Source organism: Metabacillus hrfriensis (assembly GCF_030127205.1).
Lineage (GTDB): Bacteria > Bacillota > Bacilli > Bacillales > Bacillaceae > Bacillus_P > Bacillus_P dongyingensis.
Window position 1 is genome coordinate 2858346 of sequence record NZ_CP126116.1, and the last position, 17435, is coordinate 2875780.

The 17435-nt window shown below is 39.1% G+C and carries 25 protein-coding genes; 6 read left to right on the top strand and 19 right to left on the bottom strand.

Annotated features, from left to right (window positions below; translation table 11 throughout):
- Positions 1–225 precede the first annotated feature (225 nt).
- The 3 genes from QLQ22_RS14215 to QLQ22_RS14225 all read right to left on the bottom strand — a co-directional run bounded on the left by QLQ22_RS14215 (position 226) and on the right by QLQ22_RS14225 (position 3150).
- Positions 226–831 (bottom strand): alpha/beta hydrolase, encoded by a 606-nt coding sequence (locus tag QLQ22_RS14215; RefSeq protein WP_223435571.1) that lies wholly within the window; start codon positions 829–831, stop codon positions 226–228.
- Between the two features lie 82 nt (positions 832–913).
- Positions 914–1525: an NAD(P)H:quinone oxidoreductase gene (wrbA, locus tag QLQ22_RS14220; protein WP_223435572.1), complete on the bottom strand. Its 612-nt coding sequence runs from the start codon at positions 1523–1525 to the stop codon at positions 914–916.
- A 218-nt stretch (positions 1526–1743) separates the two neighbouring features.
- Complete coding sequence (locus QLQ22_RS14225; RefSeq protein ID WP_284015016.1) at positions 1744–3150, bottom strand: S41 family peptidase; 1407 nt, start codon at positions 3148–3150, stop codon at positions 1744–1746.
- A gap of 225 nt (positions 3151–3375) precedes the next feature.
- On the opposite strand from QLQ22_RS14225, the gene QLQ22_RS14230 reads away from it, so the two are divergent.
- Positions 3376–4071, top strand: coding sequence for a class I SAM-dependent methyltransferase (locus QLQ22_RS14230; protein WP_223435576.1), 696 nt, complete (start codon positions 3376–3378; stop codon positions 4069–4071).
- 82 nt (positions 4072–4153) lie between these two features.
- Entirely contained in the window at positions 4154–4417 is a 264-nt protein-coding gene (locus QLQ22_RS14235) for a hypothetical protein (RefSeq protein WP_223435578.1), read from the top strand.
- A 36-nt stretch (positions 4418–4453) separates the two neighbouring features.
- On the opposite strand, the gene QLQ22_RS14240 is transcribed toward QLQ22_RS14235, so the two are convergent.
- The 3 genes from QLQ22_RS14240 to deoD form a co-directional block, all read right to left on the bottom strand.
- A complete protein-coding gene (locus QLQ22_RS14240; RefSeq protein WP_223435580.1) occupies positions 4454–4978 on the bottom strand; it encodes a mismatch-specific DNA-glycosylase in 525 nt (174 codons plus the stop codon).
- Positions 4978–5766 carry a M15 family metallopeptidase gene (locus tag QLQ22_RS14245; RefSeq protein WP_420828868.1) on the bottom strand — a complete coding sequence of 263 codons (789 nt, stop codon included), beginning with the start codon at positions 5764–5766 and terminating at the stop codon, positions 4978–4980. Before QLQ22_RS14245 ends, QLQ22_RS14240 begins: the two co-directional genes overlap by 1 nt.
- Positions 5767–5946: 180 nt before the next feature.
- Entirely contained in the window at positions 5947–6648 is a 702-nt protein-coding gene (gene deoD, locus QLQ22_RS14250) for a purine-nucleoside phosphorylase (RefSeq protein ID WP_284015017.1), read from the bottom strand.
- Between the two features lie 181 nt (positions 6649–6829).
- Here deoD and QLQ22_RS14255 point away from each other — a divergent pair, with 181 nt between their 5' ends.
- Complete coding sequence (locus QLQ22_RS14255; protein WP_165970898.1) at positions 6830–6973, top strand: hypothetical protein; 144 nt, start codon at positions 6830–6832, stop codon at positions 6971–6973.
- Between the two features lie 38 nt (positions 6974–7011).
- Here QLQ22_RS14255 and QLQ22_RS14260 read toward each other — a convergent pair whose 3' ends face one another.
- From QLQ22_RS14260 to QLQ22_RS14270, 3 genes are all read right to left on the bottom strand, one after another.
- A complete protein-coding gene (locus QLQ22_RS14260; protein ID WP_223435582.1) occupies positions 7012–7326 on the bottom strand; it encodes a hypothetical protein in 315 nt (104 codons plus the stop codon).
- A 61-nt stretch (positions 7327–7387) separates the two neighbouring features.
- Positions 7388–8008, bottom strand: coding sequence for a phosphatase PAP2 family protein (locus QLQ22_RS14265; protein WP_252207007.1), 621 nt, complete (start codon positions 8006–8008; stop codon positions 7388–7390).
- Between the two features lie 24 nt (positions 8009–8032).
- Entirely contained in the window at positions 8033–8176 is a 144-nt protein-coding gene (locus QLQ22_RS14270; RefSeq protein WP_223435585.1) for a hypothetical protein, read from the bottom strand.
- Positions 8177–8304: 128 nt separating this feature from the next.
- On the opposite strand from QLQ22_RS14270, the gene QLQ22_RS14275 reads away from it, so the two are divergent.
- Positions 8305–9099 carry a glycerophosphodiester phosphodiesterase gene (locus QLQ22_RS14275; protein WP_223435586.1) on the top strand — a complete coding sequence of 265 codons (795 nt, stop codon included), beginning with the start codon at positions 8305–8307 and terminating at the stop codon, positions 9097–9099.
- A 77-nt stretch (positions 9100–9176) separates the two neighbouring features.
- Here QLQ22_RS14275 and QLQ22_RS14280 read toward each other — a convergent pair whose 3' ends face one another.
- The 8 genes from QLQ22_RS14280 to QLQ22_RS14315 all read right to left on the bottom strand — a co-directional run bounded on the left by QLQ22_RS14280 (position 9177) and on the right by QLQ22_RS14315 (position 15045).
- Positions 9177–10046: a sulfite exporter TauE/SafE family protein gene (locus tag QLQ22_RS14280; protein WP_223435587.1), complete on the bottom strand. Its 870-nt coding sequence runs from the start codon at positions 10044–10046 to the stop codon at positions 9177–9179.
- Between the two features lie 177 nt (positions 10047–10223).
- Entirely contained in the window at positions 10224–11264 is a 1041-nt protein-coding gene (locus tag QLQ22_RS14285; protein ID WP_284015018.1) for a class I SAM-dependent methyltransferase, read from the bottom strand.
- A 692-nt stretch (positions 11265–11956) separates the two neighbouring features.
- Positions 11957–12178 carry a hypothetical protein gene (locus QLQ22_RS14290; protein WP_223435590.1) on the bottom strand — a complete coding sequence of 74 codons (222 nt, stop codon included), beginning with the start codon at positions 12176–12178 and terminating at the stop codon, positions 11957–11959.
- 104 nt (positions 12179–12282) lie between these two features.
- A complete protein-coding gene (locus QLQ22_RS14295; RefSeq protein ID WP_284015019.1) occupies positions 12283–12570 on the bottom strand; it encodes a hypothetical protein in 288 nt (95 codons plus the stop codon).
- Positions 12571–12764: 194 nt separating this feature from the next.
- Positions 12765–13226 carry a helix-hairpin-helix domain-containing protein gene (locus tag QLQ22_RS14300; protein ID WP_223435593.1) on the bottom strand — a complete coding sequence of 154 codons (462 nt, stop codon included), beginning with the start codon at positions 13224–13226 and terminating at the stop codon, positions 12765–12767.
- 79 nt (positions 13227–13305) lie between these two features.
- Positions 13306–14076: a sporulation protein gene (locus QLQ22_RS14305; protein ID WP_223435594.1), complete on the bottom strand. Its 771-nt coding sequence runs from the start codon at positions 14074–14076 to the stop codon at positions 13306–13308.
- Positions 14063–14881: a serine/threonine protein kinase gene (locus QLQ22_RS14310; RefSeq protein ID WP_223435595.1), complete on the bottom strand. Its 819-nt coding sequence runs from the start codon at positions 14879–14881 to the stop codon at positions 14063–14065. The genes QLQ22_RS14305 and QLQ22_RS14310 overlap by 14 nt, the downstream gene beginning before the upstream one ends.
- Positions 14881–15045 carry a hypothetical protein gene (locus QLQ22_RS14315; protein WP_223435597.1) on the bottom strand — a complete coding sequence of 55 codons (165 nt, stop codon included), beginning with the start codon at positions 15043–15045 and terminating at the stop codon, positions 14881–14883. The genes QLQ22_RS14310 and QLQ22_RS14315 overlap by 1 nt, the downstream gene beginning before the upstream one ends.
- A gap of 97 nt (positions 15046–15142) precedes the next feature.
- Here QLQ22_RS14315 and QLQ22_RS14320 point away from each other — a divergent pair, with 97 nt between their 5' ends.
- Positions 15143–16231, top strand: coding sequence for a DUF2515 family protein (locus QLQ22_RS14320; protein ID WP_223435599.1), 1089 nt, complete (start codon positions 15143–15145; stop codon positions 16229–16231).
- Positions 16232–16268: 37 nt separating this feature from the next.
- On the opposite strand, the gene QLQ22_RS14325 is transcribed toward QLQ22_RS14320, so the two are convergent.
- Positions 16269–16445: a YozD family protein gene (locus QLQ22_RS14325; protein ID WP_133310713.1), complete on the bottom strand. Its 177-nt coding sequence runs from the start codon at positions 16443–16445 to the stop codon at positions 16269–16271.
- 150 nt (positions 16446–16595) lie between these two features.
- Here QLQ22_RS14325 and QLQ22_RS14330 point away from each other — a divergent pair, with 150 nt between their 5' ends.
- The gene (locus tag QLQ22_RS14330) at positions 16596–16769 is read left to right on the top strand and encodes a hypothetical protein (protein ID WP_223435600.1); all 174 of its coding nucleotides are present in this window, start codon (positions 16596–16598) and stop codon (positions 16767–16769) included.
- On the opposite strand, the gene QLQ22_RS14335 is transcribed toward QLQ22_RS14330, so the two are convergent.
- On the bottom strand, positions 16766–17392 hold the full coding sequence (locus QLQ22_RS14335; RefSeq protein ID WP_420828869.1) for a hypothetical protein: 627 nt from the start codon (positions 17390–17392) through the stop codon (positions 16766–16768). The two genes, QLQ22_RS14330 and QLQ22_RS14335, sit on opposite strands and share 4 nt — an antisense overlap.
- Between the last annotated feature and the right edge of the window lie 43 nt (positions 17393–17435).

Here is a 17435-nt window from a genome sequence, read left to right on the forward strand (position 1 = left end):
TCGCTCTCTTTGAGTATCCAAATCCAGGATTGTGCCTGTTTAGAGGAATCATACGCAATCATTGAGTATCCAATTCCAGGGTTGTGCCCGTCAGACTTTAATGTCCGGGTTTGACTCTTATGGCGGATCTGTTCTGGCGATGGAGCCAGACACCGCGATACGGAACTGCATAAACAAGTTCATCAAAAAGGAGTGCCGACCCGGCACTCCTTTTTGATGCATAACTTATCTTAAATTTAAATCATACCAAGCAGCTGCAGCCTCTACCTCAGATGAAGTCAGCTGATGACCATGGTTTTCCCAGTGGATGACTACTTCCCCATTGGCTGCTTTCAGGATGTCTGCGAGATCACGCGTTTCTTGAGGCAGGCAGATGGGGTCATTCATGCCTGCACCAATGAAAATCGGTGTTCCGCTTAGTGATGGGATTTCAATATTTCTTCTCGGTACCATTGGATGATGAAGAATAGCCGCCTTCAAAGAGTTTTCATAATGGAAAAGCAAGCTTCCTGCAATATTGGCACCATTCGAATAGCCGACTGCAACAAGTTCTGAACGGTCAAAAGAATACTTTTCAGCAGCTTCTGTTAAAAAGTCATTTAATTCACCTGTTCGGAAAATCAGGTCCTCTTCATCAAATACGCCCTCTGCCAATCTTTTGAAAAAGCGGGGCATTCCATGTTCGAGAACGTTTCCTCTTACACTTAAAATATTGGCATCTGCATCAATATGTTTAGCGAGCGGAATGAGATCATTTTCATCCCCTCCAGTTCCATGCAGCAGCAGTAATGTTCGATTGCGGTTCTTGCCTTTTTCAAAAATGTGTTTCATGATTATTCGCTCCTATTTTGAAATCAAAAGGTTTGGCATGTAAGCCAAACCCTTTTTTTATTTTCATTAACCTTTTTTCGGGTTATTGCATGCCTTTTTTAATGGATTCTGCAACAGTAACAGTTCGTTTAGCCTGATGCTTCACGGCTGCTTCAACATTTTCTTTTAAATTACCGTCCTGATCTGCTGTAACAGAGGTACCGTACGGATTTCCTCCTGCTTCAAATAAAGACTGGTCGGTATATCCAGGTGCGGCAACAATTGCTCCCCAGTGATACATCGTTGTGTATAAGCTCAAGATTGTTGCTTCCTGGCCTCCGTGGGGATTGCTTGCAGAAGCCATGGCACTGACTACTTTATTGGCAAGCTTTCCTTGAAACCAGAGTCCGCCGGTTGTATCAAGAAATTGCTTCATTTGTGCAGGAACATTACCAAATCGAGTCGGGACACTGAAAATGATGGCATCTGCCCATTCCAGGTCATTTAATGTAACTTCAGGAACATCTTTTGTCGCTTCAAGGTGCGCTTTCCATGCAGGATTAGAATCAATCGCTGTTTGCGGTGCAAGCTCAGGAACTTTAAGCACTTTTACCTCAGCGCCAGCTTCTTTTGCTCCAGCTTCAGCCCAAGCCGCAAGCTTGTGGTTTGTACCTGTAGAACTGTAGTAAATGACAGCTAATTTTACATTTGACATTTCCGATCTCTCCTCGTGTAATGTACGATAATTTTCGAGAACAACTATCTTCAATCCATATATCTCGAATTCAAATTAATTATAAGTTGTCCCAATTTGAAAGTCAACTCATAAGCTGTTGCTTTATCATTATTACTATACCCTTCCGATTAAAGAAGAAACTCCTTATTATGGAAAAAAGCGCAGACAATAAAGTCTGCGCTTTTAAATCATTTTTTTCACTGCATTTGTTCATTCAATACTTTGATAGCTTCTTCCATCTGAGTATCATTTTCCTTCAGCTGTGCCTGCAGCGTTTCAAGCATTTTAATCGTTGTTTCTCCACTGATCGTTCCAGTAGATTTCAGGCTGTACTTTGCTTGAAATTGTGTAACAGCATTTTTTGTTGTTTCTTCATAAAATCCATCAGTTTTTACATTTTTATAGCCTAATGCCTTAAGCATTTGCTGAGCTACTTTCACTTCAGCAGATGAATCTCCCTGCTTTAATTCTTTATCTGGATTTAAGTATGGAAGATTTGCGTATGCCGGCAGAGAAGCTTTATGCTGCGGTTCGATTCCTTTTTTATGAATCCATGATCCGTCAGGCGTCAGCCATTTCGCGATCGTGTATTTAATCGAGGATCCGTCTTCAAAGCTTTTGGCTGTTTGGATCGTCCCTTTCCCAAACGTTTTTTCTCCGACAATCGGAATACCGGCAGATTGATTCAAAGCACCGGCCATAATTTCTGCAGCACTTGCTGTTCCATTATCTACAACAACGACAACTGGAACATTCACGGCAGAATCATTTTGAGATTTTTGAACTTCTTTTGAGCCATCTTTGTTTTCGATTTGCATGATGGTTTTTCCTTTAGGGACGAAAATATCACTCATTGCAATCGCCTGATCAAGCAGACCGCCAGGATTTTGTCTTAAATCTAGTACAAGCCCCTTCACTTCCTGATCATTCAGCTTATTTAAAGCATCAGCAAGTTCTTTGCCGGTCGTTTCTGAAAACTTTGTAATCTGAACCTTGCCAATTCCGTTTTCAACCTCAGTATAAACAGTTTCTAAAGGTATGGTATCCCTTGTCAGATTAAAATCGAGCTCTCCGACACCGTCACGTTCTATAACGAGCTGAACCTTTGAACCTTTTTCCCCGCGGATCAGCATAACCGCTTCGTTGACTGTCATTCCTTCAACGCTTTTGTCATCGACTTTCAGAATTTTGTCTTTTGGCTTAAGTCCGGCCTTTTCAGCAGGTGAACCTTTAATAGGAGAAACAATCATAATTTTCCCGTCAGACTCTTGAACCTCAGCCCCGATTCCTTCAAAAGATGATGAAATATTCTCATTGAAGCCCTTTGCTTCCTCCTGATCCATATAAGTTGAATACGGATCATCCAAAGATTGAAGCATTCCTTTAATTGCACCGTCTACAAGTTTTTCCTGATTTGTATCCTGATAAAATTCGCCTTTAAGCGTGTCGTATGTAGAATAAAGCTTTTCAAAGGGGTCATCGCTTTTCCCCTGCGCCTGACTCAGGCCGCTGTCTTTCTGAACGACCGCAAACGTAATACCTGCGCTAATGATGGCAGTTAAAAGGATTGCAAACAGAAATTTCACATTGTTATTTTTAAACAAATTAACACCACCCTCATTATGTAATCATTATGAGTAACGAAAACAAAAACGTCAACTAAAAACACAGCGAATCCCAGGTCCTTCAAACAGTATTTACTATATAACTGAAACCATTCTCGGTGTATTAAAATTCAATTTCATTTAATGATTTTCGGACAAATTGGAGATTCAACTTCACAGGAAGATGGAAATCCGCATAATTTAGTTTGAAAGGAGTTCATGTAAATGCCTGGCTATCTTGATTTACTTGCACAACTTGGAGTTGGCGGCGCCCATCCAGGCGGCTTTATGCTGACAAAGGAGATCATCGAACTTGAAATAATTCCTGAATCAGCATCCATTCTTGACGCTGGCTGCGGAACCGGCCAAACCTTACAATTTCTAAAATCGCTTAATTACAATGTGACAGGTTTAGATATTGACCCCATTATGCTTATAAAAGCTAAAAACAGATTAAAAGAGGATAAATGCCTTGTACAAGGATCAGTCGAAAACCTTCCATTCAAAGATAAACAATTTGATTTCATTTTTTGTGAGTCTGTTTTGAGCTTTACAGATTCTGTTCAGTCATTGAGAGAACTGTACCGGGTAATGAAAGATAACGGTGTTCTGCTTGCGATTGAAGTGACGGGTACAGATCAGCCTGACCTCAAACTAAAGGAAAAAATTCAGTCATTTTACGGGTTTCACCATCTATTTAACGAAGAGGAGTGGAAGTCCGCAATAAAATCAGCAGGCTTTCAGAAAATTGAAGTCCGCACAGAAGAAGACTTTATTATCGAAGAAGATGAACCGACAACAGAGTTTGATATGTCAGATAATCTTGAGCCCGTTTATTTTGACATGCTTGCTGAGCACGAAAAACTCCGTGAAGCCTATCATCTCGCTGTTCAATTCCGCATTTTCAGATGTGTGAAATAAAGAGTATCGGGGTATTCGTACAAACCCTTCTCCCTTATTTTTCATAGATTATGAAGAAGCAGGTTGAAGGGAGGAAAAAAATTTGTCGCAAAATTATTATAACCTTTGCTGTCAGTACCATGGTAAAGTTGTCCGCATCAGTGACCGATTTGGAAATCAGCATGTTGGCAGAATTACAAATGTAACTCGGCAAAAGGTCTATATACAGCCTTTAGGAGGACGCGGGCGCGGCGGTTTCGGCATGGGATTTTACGGCGGCTACGGCGGCTATGGCTATGGTTATCCTTATGGAATCGGCTTAGCGTTTGTAACTGGCGTGATTTTAGGCGGTTTGCTGTTCTGGTAGGTAAATGAATGAACATAAAAAGCAGTCTTTTCACTATTAAATGAAAGACTGCTTTTCTTTGATCAAATTAGCTAAACCTTTATAGATGGCAACAATTTCATCCTGCTTCATTCTCACCAGTCCGCTTGAAGAAGGGGCAGTGAATTCCATAACTCCTGAAGCTACTGAATCGGGCTGCAGACCCCAATCTGCTTTCTGTTTTCCGCTATAGGATAAATAAACACCTTTCCCGACGAAGCAGGCTATTTTCGGCTGATAGAACGTCAGCTTATTCAAAAGCACTTTTTTGCCTTCACGATATTCTTCAGCTGTTATTTCCGCAGCAGACTTCGTTGGCCTGTCGACGATATTCGTAAAACCAAATCCTTTTTCAAGAAGCTTGAAATCTTCATTTGGTGAATAAAGCCTGTCCGTTATTCCTGCTTGAGAAAGAATTCTCCAAAAACGATTGCTTTTACTTGCATAATGATGCATGACTTCAGCTGAATACAAACTCGGATTAAACCCGATGAAGATGACATCCAGGTCATGTTTCAACAGATCAAGATCAGGATGACGCATTACATTTTCTTCGCTTTATCAAAAAATTCTTCAAGTGTCAGATCGTTTTCATAGATTTCCGCTGCTTCATTTACTCCTACATAGCGCAAATGCCAAGGCTCATATGCAAACTGTGTAATATCTTCTTTTCCTTTTTGATAGCGGATAATAAAGCCGAATTTATGAGCATTTTCCTTAACCCATTTTCCTTCTGGAGTATCTCCGAATTTCTCGGTTATATCCATATCGGCACTTCTGCTTGTAATATCCATAGCCAGGCCGGTCTGATGCTCGCTTTGACCAGGAAGAGCAACTGTTTCAAGTGCCACTTCATCGCCTTTACGTGCTTTCTCAACATTTAAAATGCCGGTTTGACGTTCATACGACCTGTATCCGGAAACGGCAAATAGCTCAATCCCTTCTTTTGTTGCCTGTGCAAACATTTTTTCAAGGGCAATGGCTGCTTCTTTACGAATGTAACGCTGCGGTACATCTGTATCTCCAAATGAAAACGCCACCTTTGGAGCAACAAGGTCAGCTGGCTCATATGCAGAAGGAAGTGAATATTCCTTATTCACGAGCACCATTCGATTCTCGGGATTTGTAATTGTCGGCTTTCCATTGACTTCTTGAATCTTGTTGAAAAATTGCTCCTCTAATTGGAAAAGAGCGGTATCTTCTTTTGGCTTTTCTTCCGCAGGACTCTGTTTTTCCTGCTGAGTTTCAGATTGGCCTTCTTTAAATGGATTAAGATCCTTTGACAGCTGCATTCCGGTGCATGCCGAAAGTAAAAACGTCATGGGAATCATAGTCATTACTGTTGCTTTTTTTAAGTTCAAAATTTGTTCACCCTACCTGCCTTTATGTCTTTCATGCTTTCATTTTATCACTATTGCCTAAAATGAGAAAAACTATATCTGTCAATTGTGCCAGATCTTGTCGAAAAAAAGAGAAAACGCACGAAAAAATTTTCATGCGTTTTCTCTTTTTTATTTAATTGCTGCCTCTAATGCAATTTCCATCATTTCATTAAACGTCGTTTGACGTTCTTCAGATGTTGTTTCTTCGCCAGTTAAAATGTGATCGCTTACTGTCAGAACGGATAATGCCTGACGTCCGAATTTAGCTGCAAGCGTATAGAGTGCTGCTGATTCCATTTCAATTGCAAGGACACCGTATTTTGCCCATTTCTCAAGCTCAGAGTTGTCATTGTAGAACATATCTGCAGTAAAGACGTTTCCGACTTTCAGTTTTAATCCTTTTTCAGTTCCCGCATCATATGCGTACTTCAGCAATTCAAAATCAGCAGTTGGCGCGTAATCTACACCGCCGAATGTCATTCTGTTCATTTGTGAATCGGTTGACGCACTCATCGCCAGAATTACGTCTCTTACTTTAACGTCCTGCTGAATGGCACCGCACGTTCCAACACGGATTAATTTTTGAACATTATAGCTTTGCATAAGCTCATTTACATAGATCGCAATTGATGGAACACCCATGCCTGTACCCTGTACAGAGATGCGATGGCCTTTATAAGTTCCGGTAAATCCAAGCATCCCGCGTACTTCGTTATAGCATACTGCATCTTCTAAAAACGTTTCTGCTATATATTTAGCTCTAAGCGGATCTCCAGGCAATAGAATGGATTCTGCAATTTCGTTCGGTTTTGCTCCAATGTGAACACTCATCGTTCATTCCTCCAGTTATATGTATAAAAAGGTGCTTTTTCAATATACCATAATCAGCATTCAAAAATCTTTTCTCCTTCTACATTTTCCGATATAACCTGCATCTTATACATGAAAATTATTAACTGTAGTGAAAATCGATCTGAATGTAAAAAATATAGAGGACAAGGAGGGGTTAATTTTGGGCAAAAAACACCGCAATCGCATCAATGGGCAAAAAAAGAATAACCACATCCCGCCCGAAGCAATTGAAGCTGAAGAAAATGCTCACGGCAAAGAAGAAACTTCAGCTAAACGAAAAAATGGGCCTGGCCATAACTTATAAAATAAGAAAAGGCAGCGATGTCAGATCGCTGCCTTTCTTTATCTGACATGAACCCTGTTAATCTTCGCCCAGCCGCCAGATAACAGTTTGTAGTATGTTTGTCCACGTTTTACTTCGTCAATTAAAAGAATATCTCCAGTTGATATAAACCTCGCCTCATAATCATCCGGCACTCGGTCAGAAACGTTAAACATACAAAAAACATAATGAAGAGCTTCATTATGTCCTGAAGCCTTTATATTCAGACGGTATACTTGTTCATAGCCTTTTTCTTCACCATATTTAGGTGTTTGGAAGATGGTGATGTCGTAATTCTGGCACCTCTTTTTTACCGCAAAAAGACTTAACCCCATTTTACGATTCCCCCTTCAAAGTCGATACATTATGTATTAGAGGGCAAAAGGCAAATTTCCTTCATCTAAGATAGTCTAGTTTTGTCGATTTTATCATTTCGTATCCTTTTATAATGACGAGCAGCCAAACCATACCAGCTGAAAATCCGGCCAGAACATCTACTAAGTAATGCACGCCCAGATAGATTCTGCTCATGCCGATTAAGCCTATCAAAATAACTGTTATTCCGATCCACCATTTTCTGCTTCTTTGCTTTGATGATGTGAACGAAAGCACCAAATAACAAAGAAATCCATAAAAAGCAGTTGAATTCATTGCATGTCCGCTTGGAAAACTGTAATGCGCTGCATCGATAAGTGCATCAAAGGACGGTCTTTCCCTATGAAATAAATCCTTTAGCTCATTATTGATAAAGCGAATGGAATAGAAAGTTCCCCACAAAAATATGGCAGGCAAAAACTTTCTAAAAAGCAAAAGAACAATTGATGCGAAGATCATAATGGGGAATTCCACTTTGATTGACCCAATATCACTGACAGTGAGAAAAAAGAAATTAAAAGGCTCAGTCCGAAAATCCTCTGCACCTTTTACAACTGCATTATCCATCTGCTGTATGCCTTCCATTTGATAAAGTACAGCTAAAAAGATAAAAAGAAAAAGAAAAAGAGCTATTTTTTTCATTTAACCTCCTCCCCCCTGCCATCTTTATATTTTTTTATGTTTTTTTTGCTCTTTGTGCCCAGGAGCCGGTTTTGCTTTATGAGCAATCTCGCTTGAAAACTCTTCCTGATGCTTTGCAGGCTGTTTTTTCGCTTTCTGTTCTGCACTATTTTGATGTTTGTGTGCCATACTAGTTCCTCCTTCTGAAAAATTGTCACCCTTTTATTTTTTCAAAACTAAGGAAGAAACATTCACATAAACGCTTTGTCCATCATTGGCATATTATAGGACATAAGACTCTGATTCAGTCAGAAAGGATGATTCAACTGAAGTATCTGGTTGTCATTGTATTTTTGCTTACCTTTCTTGCCCATTATTTTCTGGCGGCTGATCCGCCATCCTTTAATGAAGAGCTTTTTATTGCACACCGCGGACTTTCCTCCATCGCTCCTGAAAATACGATGTCTTCGTTTAATCATGCTGCCCTTGAAGGATTTAATATGATTGAGCTTGATGTTCAAATGAGCAAGGACAAACATTTGGTTGTCATTCACGACATTACCCTGAAAAGAACCGCAGGCCTTGACAAAAAAATTTCAGATCTAACATTGAAGGAACTAAAAACTCTCGATGTTGGTGAATGGTATGACGAATCGTTTGCAGGCGAAAAAATCCCTACGTTAGATGAAGTTTTTATGAAATTTAAAGATCGCTATCATCTGCTCATTGATTTAAAACGCCCCTCTATATATCCAGGCATCGAAAAAGTCCTGACAGATAAAATATTGGACACTTACTCTCCTCATGAATTTTCTATGCTCTCCATCCAATCAACTGAGCTTAAAAGCATCATGCTTCTGAATACATTCCTGCCCCAAATCAAAAAAGGACTTGTTATCTCTTCTCATATTACCTATCATCAGCTAAATGAGCTGGGAGCAAAGATTGATTTTATCACACTGCACAAACGGTGCCTGAATTATTATTTTTATCAGCAGGCCAAACGGGCAAAATTGACTCTGTATGTATGGGGCATACACAATAAATATGATTATAAAAATGTAAAAAGACTAGCTGTTGATGGGGTTGTGGTGGGGAAAAGGTTTGACTAGAAAACCAAGAACGTTCGTATTTCGGAGTTTAGGCGAAAATACGTACGTTCTTGGTTTGGCTTTTATAAAAAATCCGCTCAATAGGAACGGATTTTATTTCGGCGAGTTATAAAAGAAACTGCCATTTTCATATTAAGTAAACCTAAAAATAAAAACAGAATAATCATGCCCAAAACTTCAAAGCCAATCAATTTCATGCCTACGCTCATAGCTGTAAAACAATACAGCATGGCAAGAAGCAATTTCATCTCTGCATGTTCGTAATTGACTGTCATATAAGCTCCGGCCTGAGCACCTGCAAGGCCTCCCGCTATCAAAAAAGCGCCTGTCGATAAATCTATGGGAGATTTTATGAAATAAGTGATAAAGCCACTGCTGACAATAAATAATACACTGAGAAGGCTTGTCCCGATTGCGTCTTTAGGATTAAAACCGGATAACGAAATTAAGAGCGGCACGATGATAAATCCTCCGCCGACACCAAGCATAGTTGAGATAAATCCACCAATTGCTCCTGTAAGTACTAAAAGGACAATCGACCATTTTTTAATTGGTTTTACCACGATGCTCTTTTTTTTCTTTCTGAACAGCAAGCTCCAGGCAAAATAACTCAAAAGGAGAATAAAAGTAACGGGAATAACGGTTTTATCATATCCATTATTATTTAAGTAATAGACAAAAGGATTGGCTGCCTGAGTTGCTGCCACACCGCTTAGACCCATAATTACAGCTTCTTTCCATCTCAGGTTTTTCAATTTAAGATGAGCAATCATCCCCGAAAACGATGTTCCGATTGTATATAATAAACTGATTGTTATCGCAGTAATTGGTTCTGTATTCATCAGCAGCAAGACAGGGGTTAATATAAATCCGCCGCCGACACCGAAAAATCCGGATAAAATGCCAATCATAAGGCCTATTACGGCAAAAAGAAAGAAAATAAGCATCACACCTTAAGGCATATTTCAACTCATCTCTTATCTTATAGATACATGCTGTAAAAGAAAAGGTCATGCCTTATTGTCAGAATAAATATATTTCTCAGATGCATCTTTAAAATGGTCGCTAAAAAAAAGGCTGATGTCACAGCCTTTTCTAAGTATTCCACTTATTTTTCTCCTTTTTTAACGAGGTCTGGCAATAATTCCGTTATGAACTTTAATAAAACCATGCCTTAAAATATCGAAACCGTTTTCATAAATGTACATTCCCATTTGCTGAATCGTCATTAATTCTCTGTAGGTATGATTCATAACATCAGCCATGATCTGATAATATAATTTGGATTTCAACTGAGCCCTCGGTGTAGTTAAGATCGCATATCCCCCATCTTTTAAGAACTTTCTGTGCCAATCAATGGACTCAGGTTTTTGCTCATCAGGAAAATGTTCAATCATGCCAACGCTTATGACGATGTCAAATTCTTTTCCGAATGGAAGATTTCGAATATCTTCAACAAGGTACGTGATATTAAAATCGTTCTTATACCATACTTTTGGTGCACCAGTCACAGGGTTTTCACCTAAAAAAGGATAATGCTCAGGAAATTCGGCAAACCGGCCGTCTCGGCAAAAAACATCATAGTCCACCATGACAATTTCACCGCCTGGATACATGGCAGCAAGCTGCATCGCTTCATAGCCTTCGGCAGCACCTAAAAATAGAATTCTTGGCTTTGAAACATGCAGTCCCTCAAACAGCGCTCTTTTCCCCCGCGGATCCCAGATGCCATCTTCAATGCGGTGAATATAATTCCAAAGCCTGAGCTTCATTGATTTGCCGAGAACTTCTTTAACTACAGCAGGACGGAATGCAGCAAAATTTTTCTTCAGTTCTTCATTAAATGCATTCATTTCTTCTGGGACATCTTTAACAAACCATTCATGGAAGGATTTATTAAAATACTGCCATGATGTATGAACAGGCATGGACTTTTGATTTTCTTTTTCCCAGTCCTTTCGAACTTTTGCATATGTTTTGACTTCGTAAGGTTTTCCAACATCCTTCCACGTCAGCATCGACCAGTCCCGAACCAGATTTGTTGCAAAAAGCTCGCCTTTTTCTTCCTCTGTATAGGTGCGAAGATCAATTTTAAAGCTTTCAGATAAAGCTGTTTTTCCAATATCACTTTCCGTAAAAGGTCGTACCTCAGCTTCTGTTGGCATGGAAAACCTCCATATTTTCTGAATTTTAAATTAATTTTATCAACCCTTGTTCATATTAGCAATGCATATTTAATCACCGCAGAAAAAATAAATATATTCAATTCAATGAGAAACTGAGAAAAACAGAGAATACGAGAGATTTACACGTTGTAAACGCTTTATTTGCCTTAAAACAGATTATTCTGAATCTTTAATTATTGTAAAGATTTTGTTAAGATGAATTTACTCACTCATAGGAAGGCGTGATTCCAATGACGACGGTAAGCGAAGCATATCAGAATCACATCCAGTAAAAAATCAGCCCGTGAAAACTGATTTTGAGGTGTGTGGATATGCGGGGAAACGTGAATCTGACTAAGGGGATGATTCCAATGACGACGGTGAGCGAAGCATGCTAAGATCATGATGCAGATGAAAATAGCCCGTGAAACCTATTTTCGCAGCATGTGGGCATGCGGGAAAATCAAAGCAAAAGAATAAACTGATCGAATCCGTGCAAGACATTAATTGAAAGCAATCAATTGATTCAAAGCAGCGAATGGTTATTAGTAAGAAAGGAAAGAACAAAAAAGTGAATATGTTGGATTCAAGATAAGACGCTGTTTATGTTCTGTATACATAAACAGCGTTTTGTTTTGAGCTTATTTTTGTAAAAAGACGTTTCTTTATAGAAACGCCTTCAGCTTGATTATTCAGTTGCTTGCATTTTCTATAGACATATATTCTTCCTCTAAATATTGAAGGAATCGGTCTGCTGCATCATGCACCGGTCCATATTTCCCTGTATCTTGTATACGCTGTTTTGCAGCATCTATAAAAGGATAATAAGCTGCCTGAATTTCCAGGTCCTTGATTAATTGTTCCCGCGTTTTATCCAGTACTGTATACTTTCTAGTCCAAAGATTCTCACTCATAACCACTTTCAACCCTTCCCTTTTCACAAGAAGCGCGGAGCTCGCTTCGATTCTCTTTATGTATATAGTCCGTACGACATTAATCTGCGGTGTTTATTATAAGTTTAAACTGTTTCTAATAATACAGTAGACAAATAAGGAAACTTTTCAGCTGTTTCCCCGCCGAATTCCTCTGTAAGAGCTGCTGCAAGCATGCTTGAAACCGTTTCTTTTTTTTGAATATCAAATGACACAATTTCATTGGCATTTAAACCGAATGTAAGGCCTGTATGTGTGTAGCCTATAAAAAAGCGGTCTGTCTGCAGACTGTTAATGACGTCTTCTTTCTCTAATCCGAGAGTGATTAAAGATAACTTTCCTTTTTCTGTGCCGATTTCAATTTCGTAGATCATGGCTGCATCCTCCTTAAATTGTAGTGCGTTAAAAATTTGTAATGTTCATGACAAATCATTTCAATTAATAAGTCAGAAATAAATTGTCTTTCTATACTATACGTTCCATGCCGCTCTTTTTTTGTCTGTTCTCTTAAATTGGAAGATTTTTTTACTGTTGAAGCACTTGTTGACACAGGATTAAAATAGCCTCTTTACTCGTGCCACGCCTTAACCGGCCGATCATCAGGATACCCGAAAATTTCACGGTATTTCTTGCGGTCTTCGGTAAATTCCCACCAGTTTTTATCGCTGCCTGGATGATTTGCATGATAGACGACACATCTCATGACGTCTTCTACGCAAGGATCCATCCATACCCCGTACTTTTTCTCTAGTTCATGAACGAGCTCTTCTCCCCTCCTGTTCTTTACATCCTCTAAAGCAGAGAATCCAAGGTCCACAGCCAGATTATGGGCAAGCTTTGGGCCCACCGACGGAATAGACTGAAAGACAGCAAGCCCAATTAATTCCCGGGCCCGTTCGTTTGGAACTTCAATTAAAGCTGCTAATTTGTTTGCCTTCATCTCTTTTATCTCTGAGAGTCTGATTTTGCCCTTTCTCAGCTGTTCCCTCTCCTTGTCAGTTAGGGGGAGCTTTGGTGATTTTTGCTTCATTTTGTTTCACCTCACCTATTAAATTGGTTATCTCACATCAAAAAACAGCAGTGATAAACTCTTCACTGCTGTCACTTGATTAACTATATCGCTGTATGACATCTTCAAGCGTTCTTTTGATAGATGCCTGCTCTTGCTGAGTGATCATAACTTTTACCAGGGATTCATCCATTTCGAGGGCTTCAGATAAAAAGCCCCCGAGTCCCCTTGCCCGGCGATCTACTTCGAGCAGCAGCTCTACTCCGTGATGGCTTACATTTGAAATGACGACTTCCAGTTCATCGAGCTTGCCGCGGAACGGACCTGCGGTTGGATAGAACTCAAATTCCTGAATAAAAGGAAGCCTTTTCCGCAAATGATACGGAGCTGCCTCGTTTTCTACTTTTCTCAGGTTAAAGCCAAGGTCTCTTAGTGCGGAGAAAATTGTTTGCACGAGCGGCGGGGCTGCCACCTCTAAAAAGTCTTTATCACTCGGGTCAACTGCCCCTTTAATATCAAGCCCGGTTTCCAGCCAAACCTTTGATGAGCCAAGGGTGATTGGTGTGTCGGCAGGCAGTGGAAAAGCAAATGGAATTTCTTTTATTTCATTTGCCATGATTACAAATGGTTCATTCATTTTCACCTTTGTAATGGTTGCAGTCTGATGATATTTCTTATCATCTGATTCTTTTAAATAAGTTGTTTGCAGTGAAAGGTAGATTTCATCGATCTGCTGTTCGATGTTTCCGCCTTGGACGTGAATAATTCCTTTCAGCTCTTCTCCCAAAACAATTTTATCAGAAGCTAACCGCGCATCCACTTTAGCTGCACCAATACCTACACTTGAAAGAATTTTATTAAAAAATGACATTTTGTTCTCTCCCATCCGCACACTTCAATACTTCCACTATAAGCTCATCAATAGAATCATATGGCTTTAGAAGCTTGAGCATCCGTTTTATAATTTCTTTAGCAAACGCTGATAATTCAAGTTCATCTTCCCAGCTTCTGCTCTTTCTCGAAGAAGGAACATAGCCTGAATACAATAAAAAAAGCACGAAATGTCCCAAAGCAAAAAAATCGCTTTGATAGGAAACCTCTCTCAAAAGAATCTTTTCTTTGGAGTATTTTGTTTCAGACTTGAATACTTCATTAGAATCATTCAGTCTTCTGGCTAATCCAAAATCAATAATATGAATGGACTGATTTTTCATGAGAATGTTCGGTATTCTTAAATCCCTGTGAACAATTCCATTATCATGAAGAATCTTTACAGCCCTTAATACTTTCAACAATATATGAAAGGATTCCTTCTCTCCATAAGCTTCTTTTTTAATAAATATTAAATCCTCGAATGTCTCGGCTTCTACATACTCCATTGAAATAAAATGTTTTTTTTCCCATTTAAAGGATTCGTAAAAATCGGGAAAGGCAGAATTGCGCATGCTAGACTGAATGTCAGCTTCCCGCATGAACGAGAGCAGCCCTTTACTTGAACGCGCTTTATAAGCTCTAAGCTGCTTTACGACAGCAGACTTCCTGCAATGAATATCTTCGGTAAGATACGTAATGCCATAGCTGCCCATACCCAGCACTTTTTTTATGAGGTATTTGCTGTTAATCGTCATGCCTGATTTTAACGGCCTTTCCCCATATTTTAATAACAGGTTAATCATTAACTGCTGTAGGATCTTGAAAAACGGCTTGATCCAGATTTCCGCTTATAATGCTTGTGGCCATACTTAGCGGGATTTCCGTAATGTCTATTCCTGCGGTCGCTGCTGCTGTATCTGTGATGTGATTTTTTCCCTAAAAATGAATTGATCAATTTTTTTAACATATAGATCCCTCTTTCTTTAATTACTACGTTTCATAAGAACAAAAGTTTCAACTTTTTCATAAGTAAGTAGGAGGCACGGATATAGGAGCTGGCTATTATGAATATCCTCCCGCTTTTTAAGAAGAAAGCATTACCTGTCCTTTTACCCAATACAGAAAAAGTAAACCTGGAAAAAACTTTGTCAGAGTCTTTGGAATTAAAAAGTCCCCTTGTACTATATGAAGAAGAAAGACTTGCTGTTTTGGACATAAGAGCTCAGACTGCCGAGTTGAACAGGAACAACCTGACAAGAACGGAAGCCTATTTAGCATTTTATTTAAAGCACCCTGAAATTCATTGGTCTTTTCTTGCACATATGGTGTCAAGAAACGGCGGATACAGCATGACTGATTTGAAAAATGGCTTTGTCGGTCAGTTTCTGCCTGAAAAAGAGATTGTCGCTCTTTTTCAATTTCTTGAAACGGCTAACGCTCTTATTTTCCATGATGCCTATCCGCAGCTGATGCTATACGAAAAAAGCCTTTTATCAGGCAAACCGCTTTTTCATTTATTGCCCGCCTTAAATGTTTCGCGGTTTATGATACCAATCTGGGAGATGTTTTTTAAAAAGAAATACTCTGACGTGCTTACGCTTGCCTTAATTACAAACGAGCAGCATTATGTGGAGAATCAGCTGCTGTCAAAATCGTCCGGCATCTTAAAAACATTCCCTTATGCTGTGCAGGAAAAATGCGGACTGACGAATGTTGTCTTACCATACAAAAAGCACTTTTTTGATAAAAAATATTCCCTTGCAGGAATGGAAGTAGATAATTTTATTAAGCCTGAAGCAAGAATCAAAATAGGAAAGATCCTTTATCAAACTCTTTTTCATCCAGCCGTCTTCAATGAGGCTTTGTTATTTTCAAAGCATACTCCGCATACTGGCTCGAGAAGTGACTATTGGCCACACCTCTTCTCAGCTTCTAAAGAGAAGCAAAAATTCCAGAGCCCGAAGCTGCTGGATGCATGGGAAGATGTTCCTCATACTTTTCACAGATACAGTGATTGGCTTCAGAATATAGATCTAATTTCAGAATTTGATGTTTTTCAGCACACGGGCACCTATAAAGACATAACAAAGAATGTAAAAATGAATTTGCTGAAAATGAGCTCCCTCCAATTGATTACAAAGAAAATACTTTGACATAACGCCAATAAAAAACGACGAGAACCCTCGTCGTTTATTCTATGTCTTCCAAATCTTCATCAATTATGCATTTTTCGAGTAAATAATCGAATGCGATATCTGCTATTGTATCCAATTCGAGTTCTGAGGGAATGTATCCCCTTTTCGTCAGCTCATTGTAAAAGAATTCTGCCATTTCTTCTGTATCAATAATAACTTCAATTTCTTTCACAACATCGCCCCCTTAGTAATTGTTTATATGTCCCAATTTTCAAAACTATGTCAGGAATGAATAAGCTTTCGATAAATTTTATTGTTCATAATCTATCCTTGCCTGCATACCATTTAAGTAAATGGACAAGCCAAAGAGGAGATGAATGAAATGAAGAACTTACAAGCGGTTTCAAAAAAAGAAGAAGAAAATATTGTACTGCAATTTATAGATGGAGAGGGCTTTGATCATCTGCTTGAACAAACAATTAAGATCCTTCAAGGGGCTATGCTCTTCGGATGTGTGCCGTTTTTTATTTACTTGTTGATTTTAATCTTTTCTTAATGATCCTTTGTATACTTGTTTAAACTATCGATTATAAAATCCATCATTTCTTTATACTCAGGATCTCCAAACATTTCGTACAATGACAAATAATCATTGTATATATCAAGAAGTTCATCAACAATATCCCTTTTGCTTCGTTTTACTTTACGAGCGGCGGGTTCTTGCTTTGTCAGCTTTTCTTTGGCAAGGAGCTGTTCCATCGCTTTACTTTCGGGAGAAACGATATGCATCAGGCTCAGCTGCTGAACGAATGTTCCTGCCTGTTTTTTCCCCATAACAAATACAAGCTCTTCCTCGGATGCTTCAAGCCATTCCCCGTCGTTGATGCGCATGAGCTCATAGATAATATCTTCCCAGCCATCCTCTGTATATCTCCAGATTTCAGTACGAAAACCGACTATTTTGAACAGCTCTTCTTCGTAGCCCTTTACTTGTACAATATCTCCTATATGATACTGAAATTCAATTTCTATTTTTTCGGAATCAATGACTTTCCCGGTGTATTCTGAGTATAGCTGGATCGCGTTTTCAAAGTATAAAATCTCGCTGTGATTTACTTCATATAGATAATGCTGATCGATTTGATGAACGTTTGTAACCGTTCCAACCGTACTGTACATAATAATCACGACAGTATCACCGACTTTAAACTTTGGAATTTTT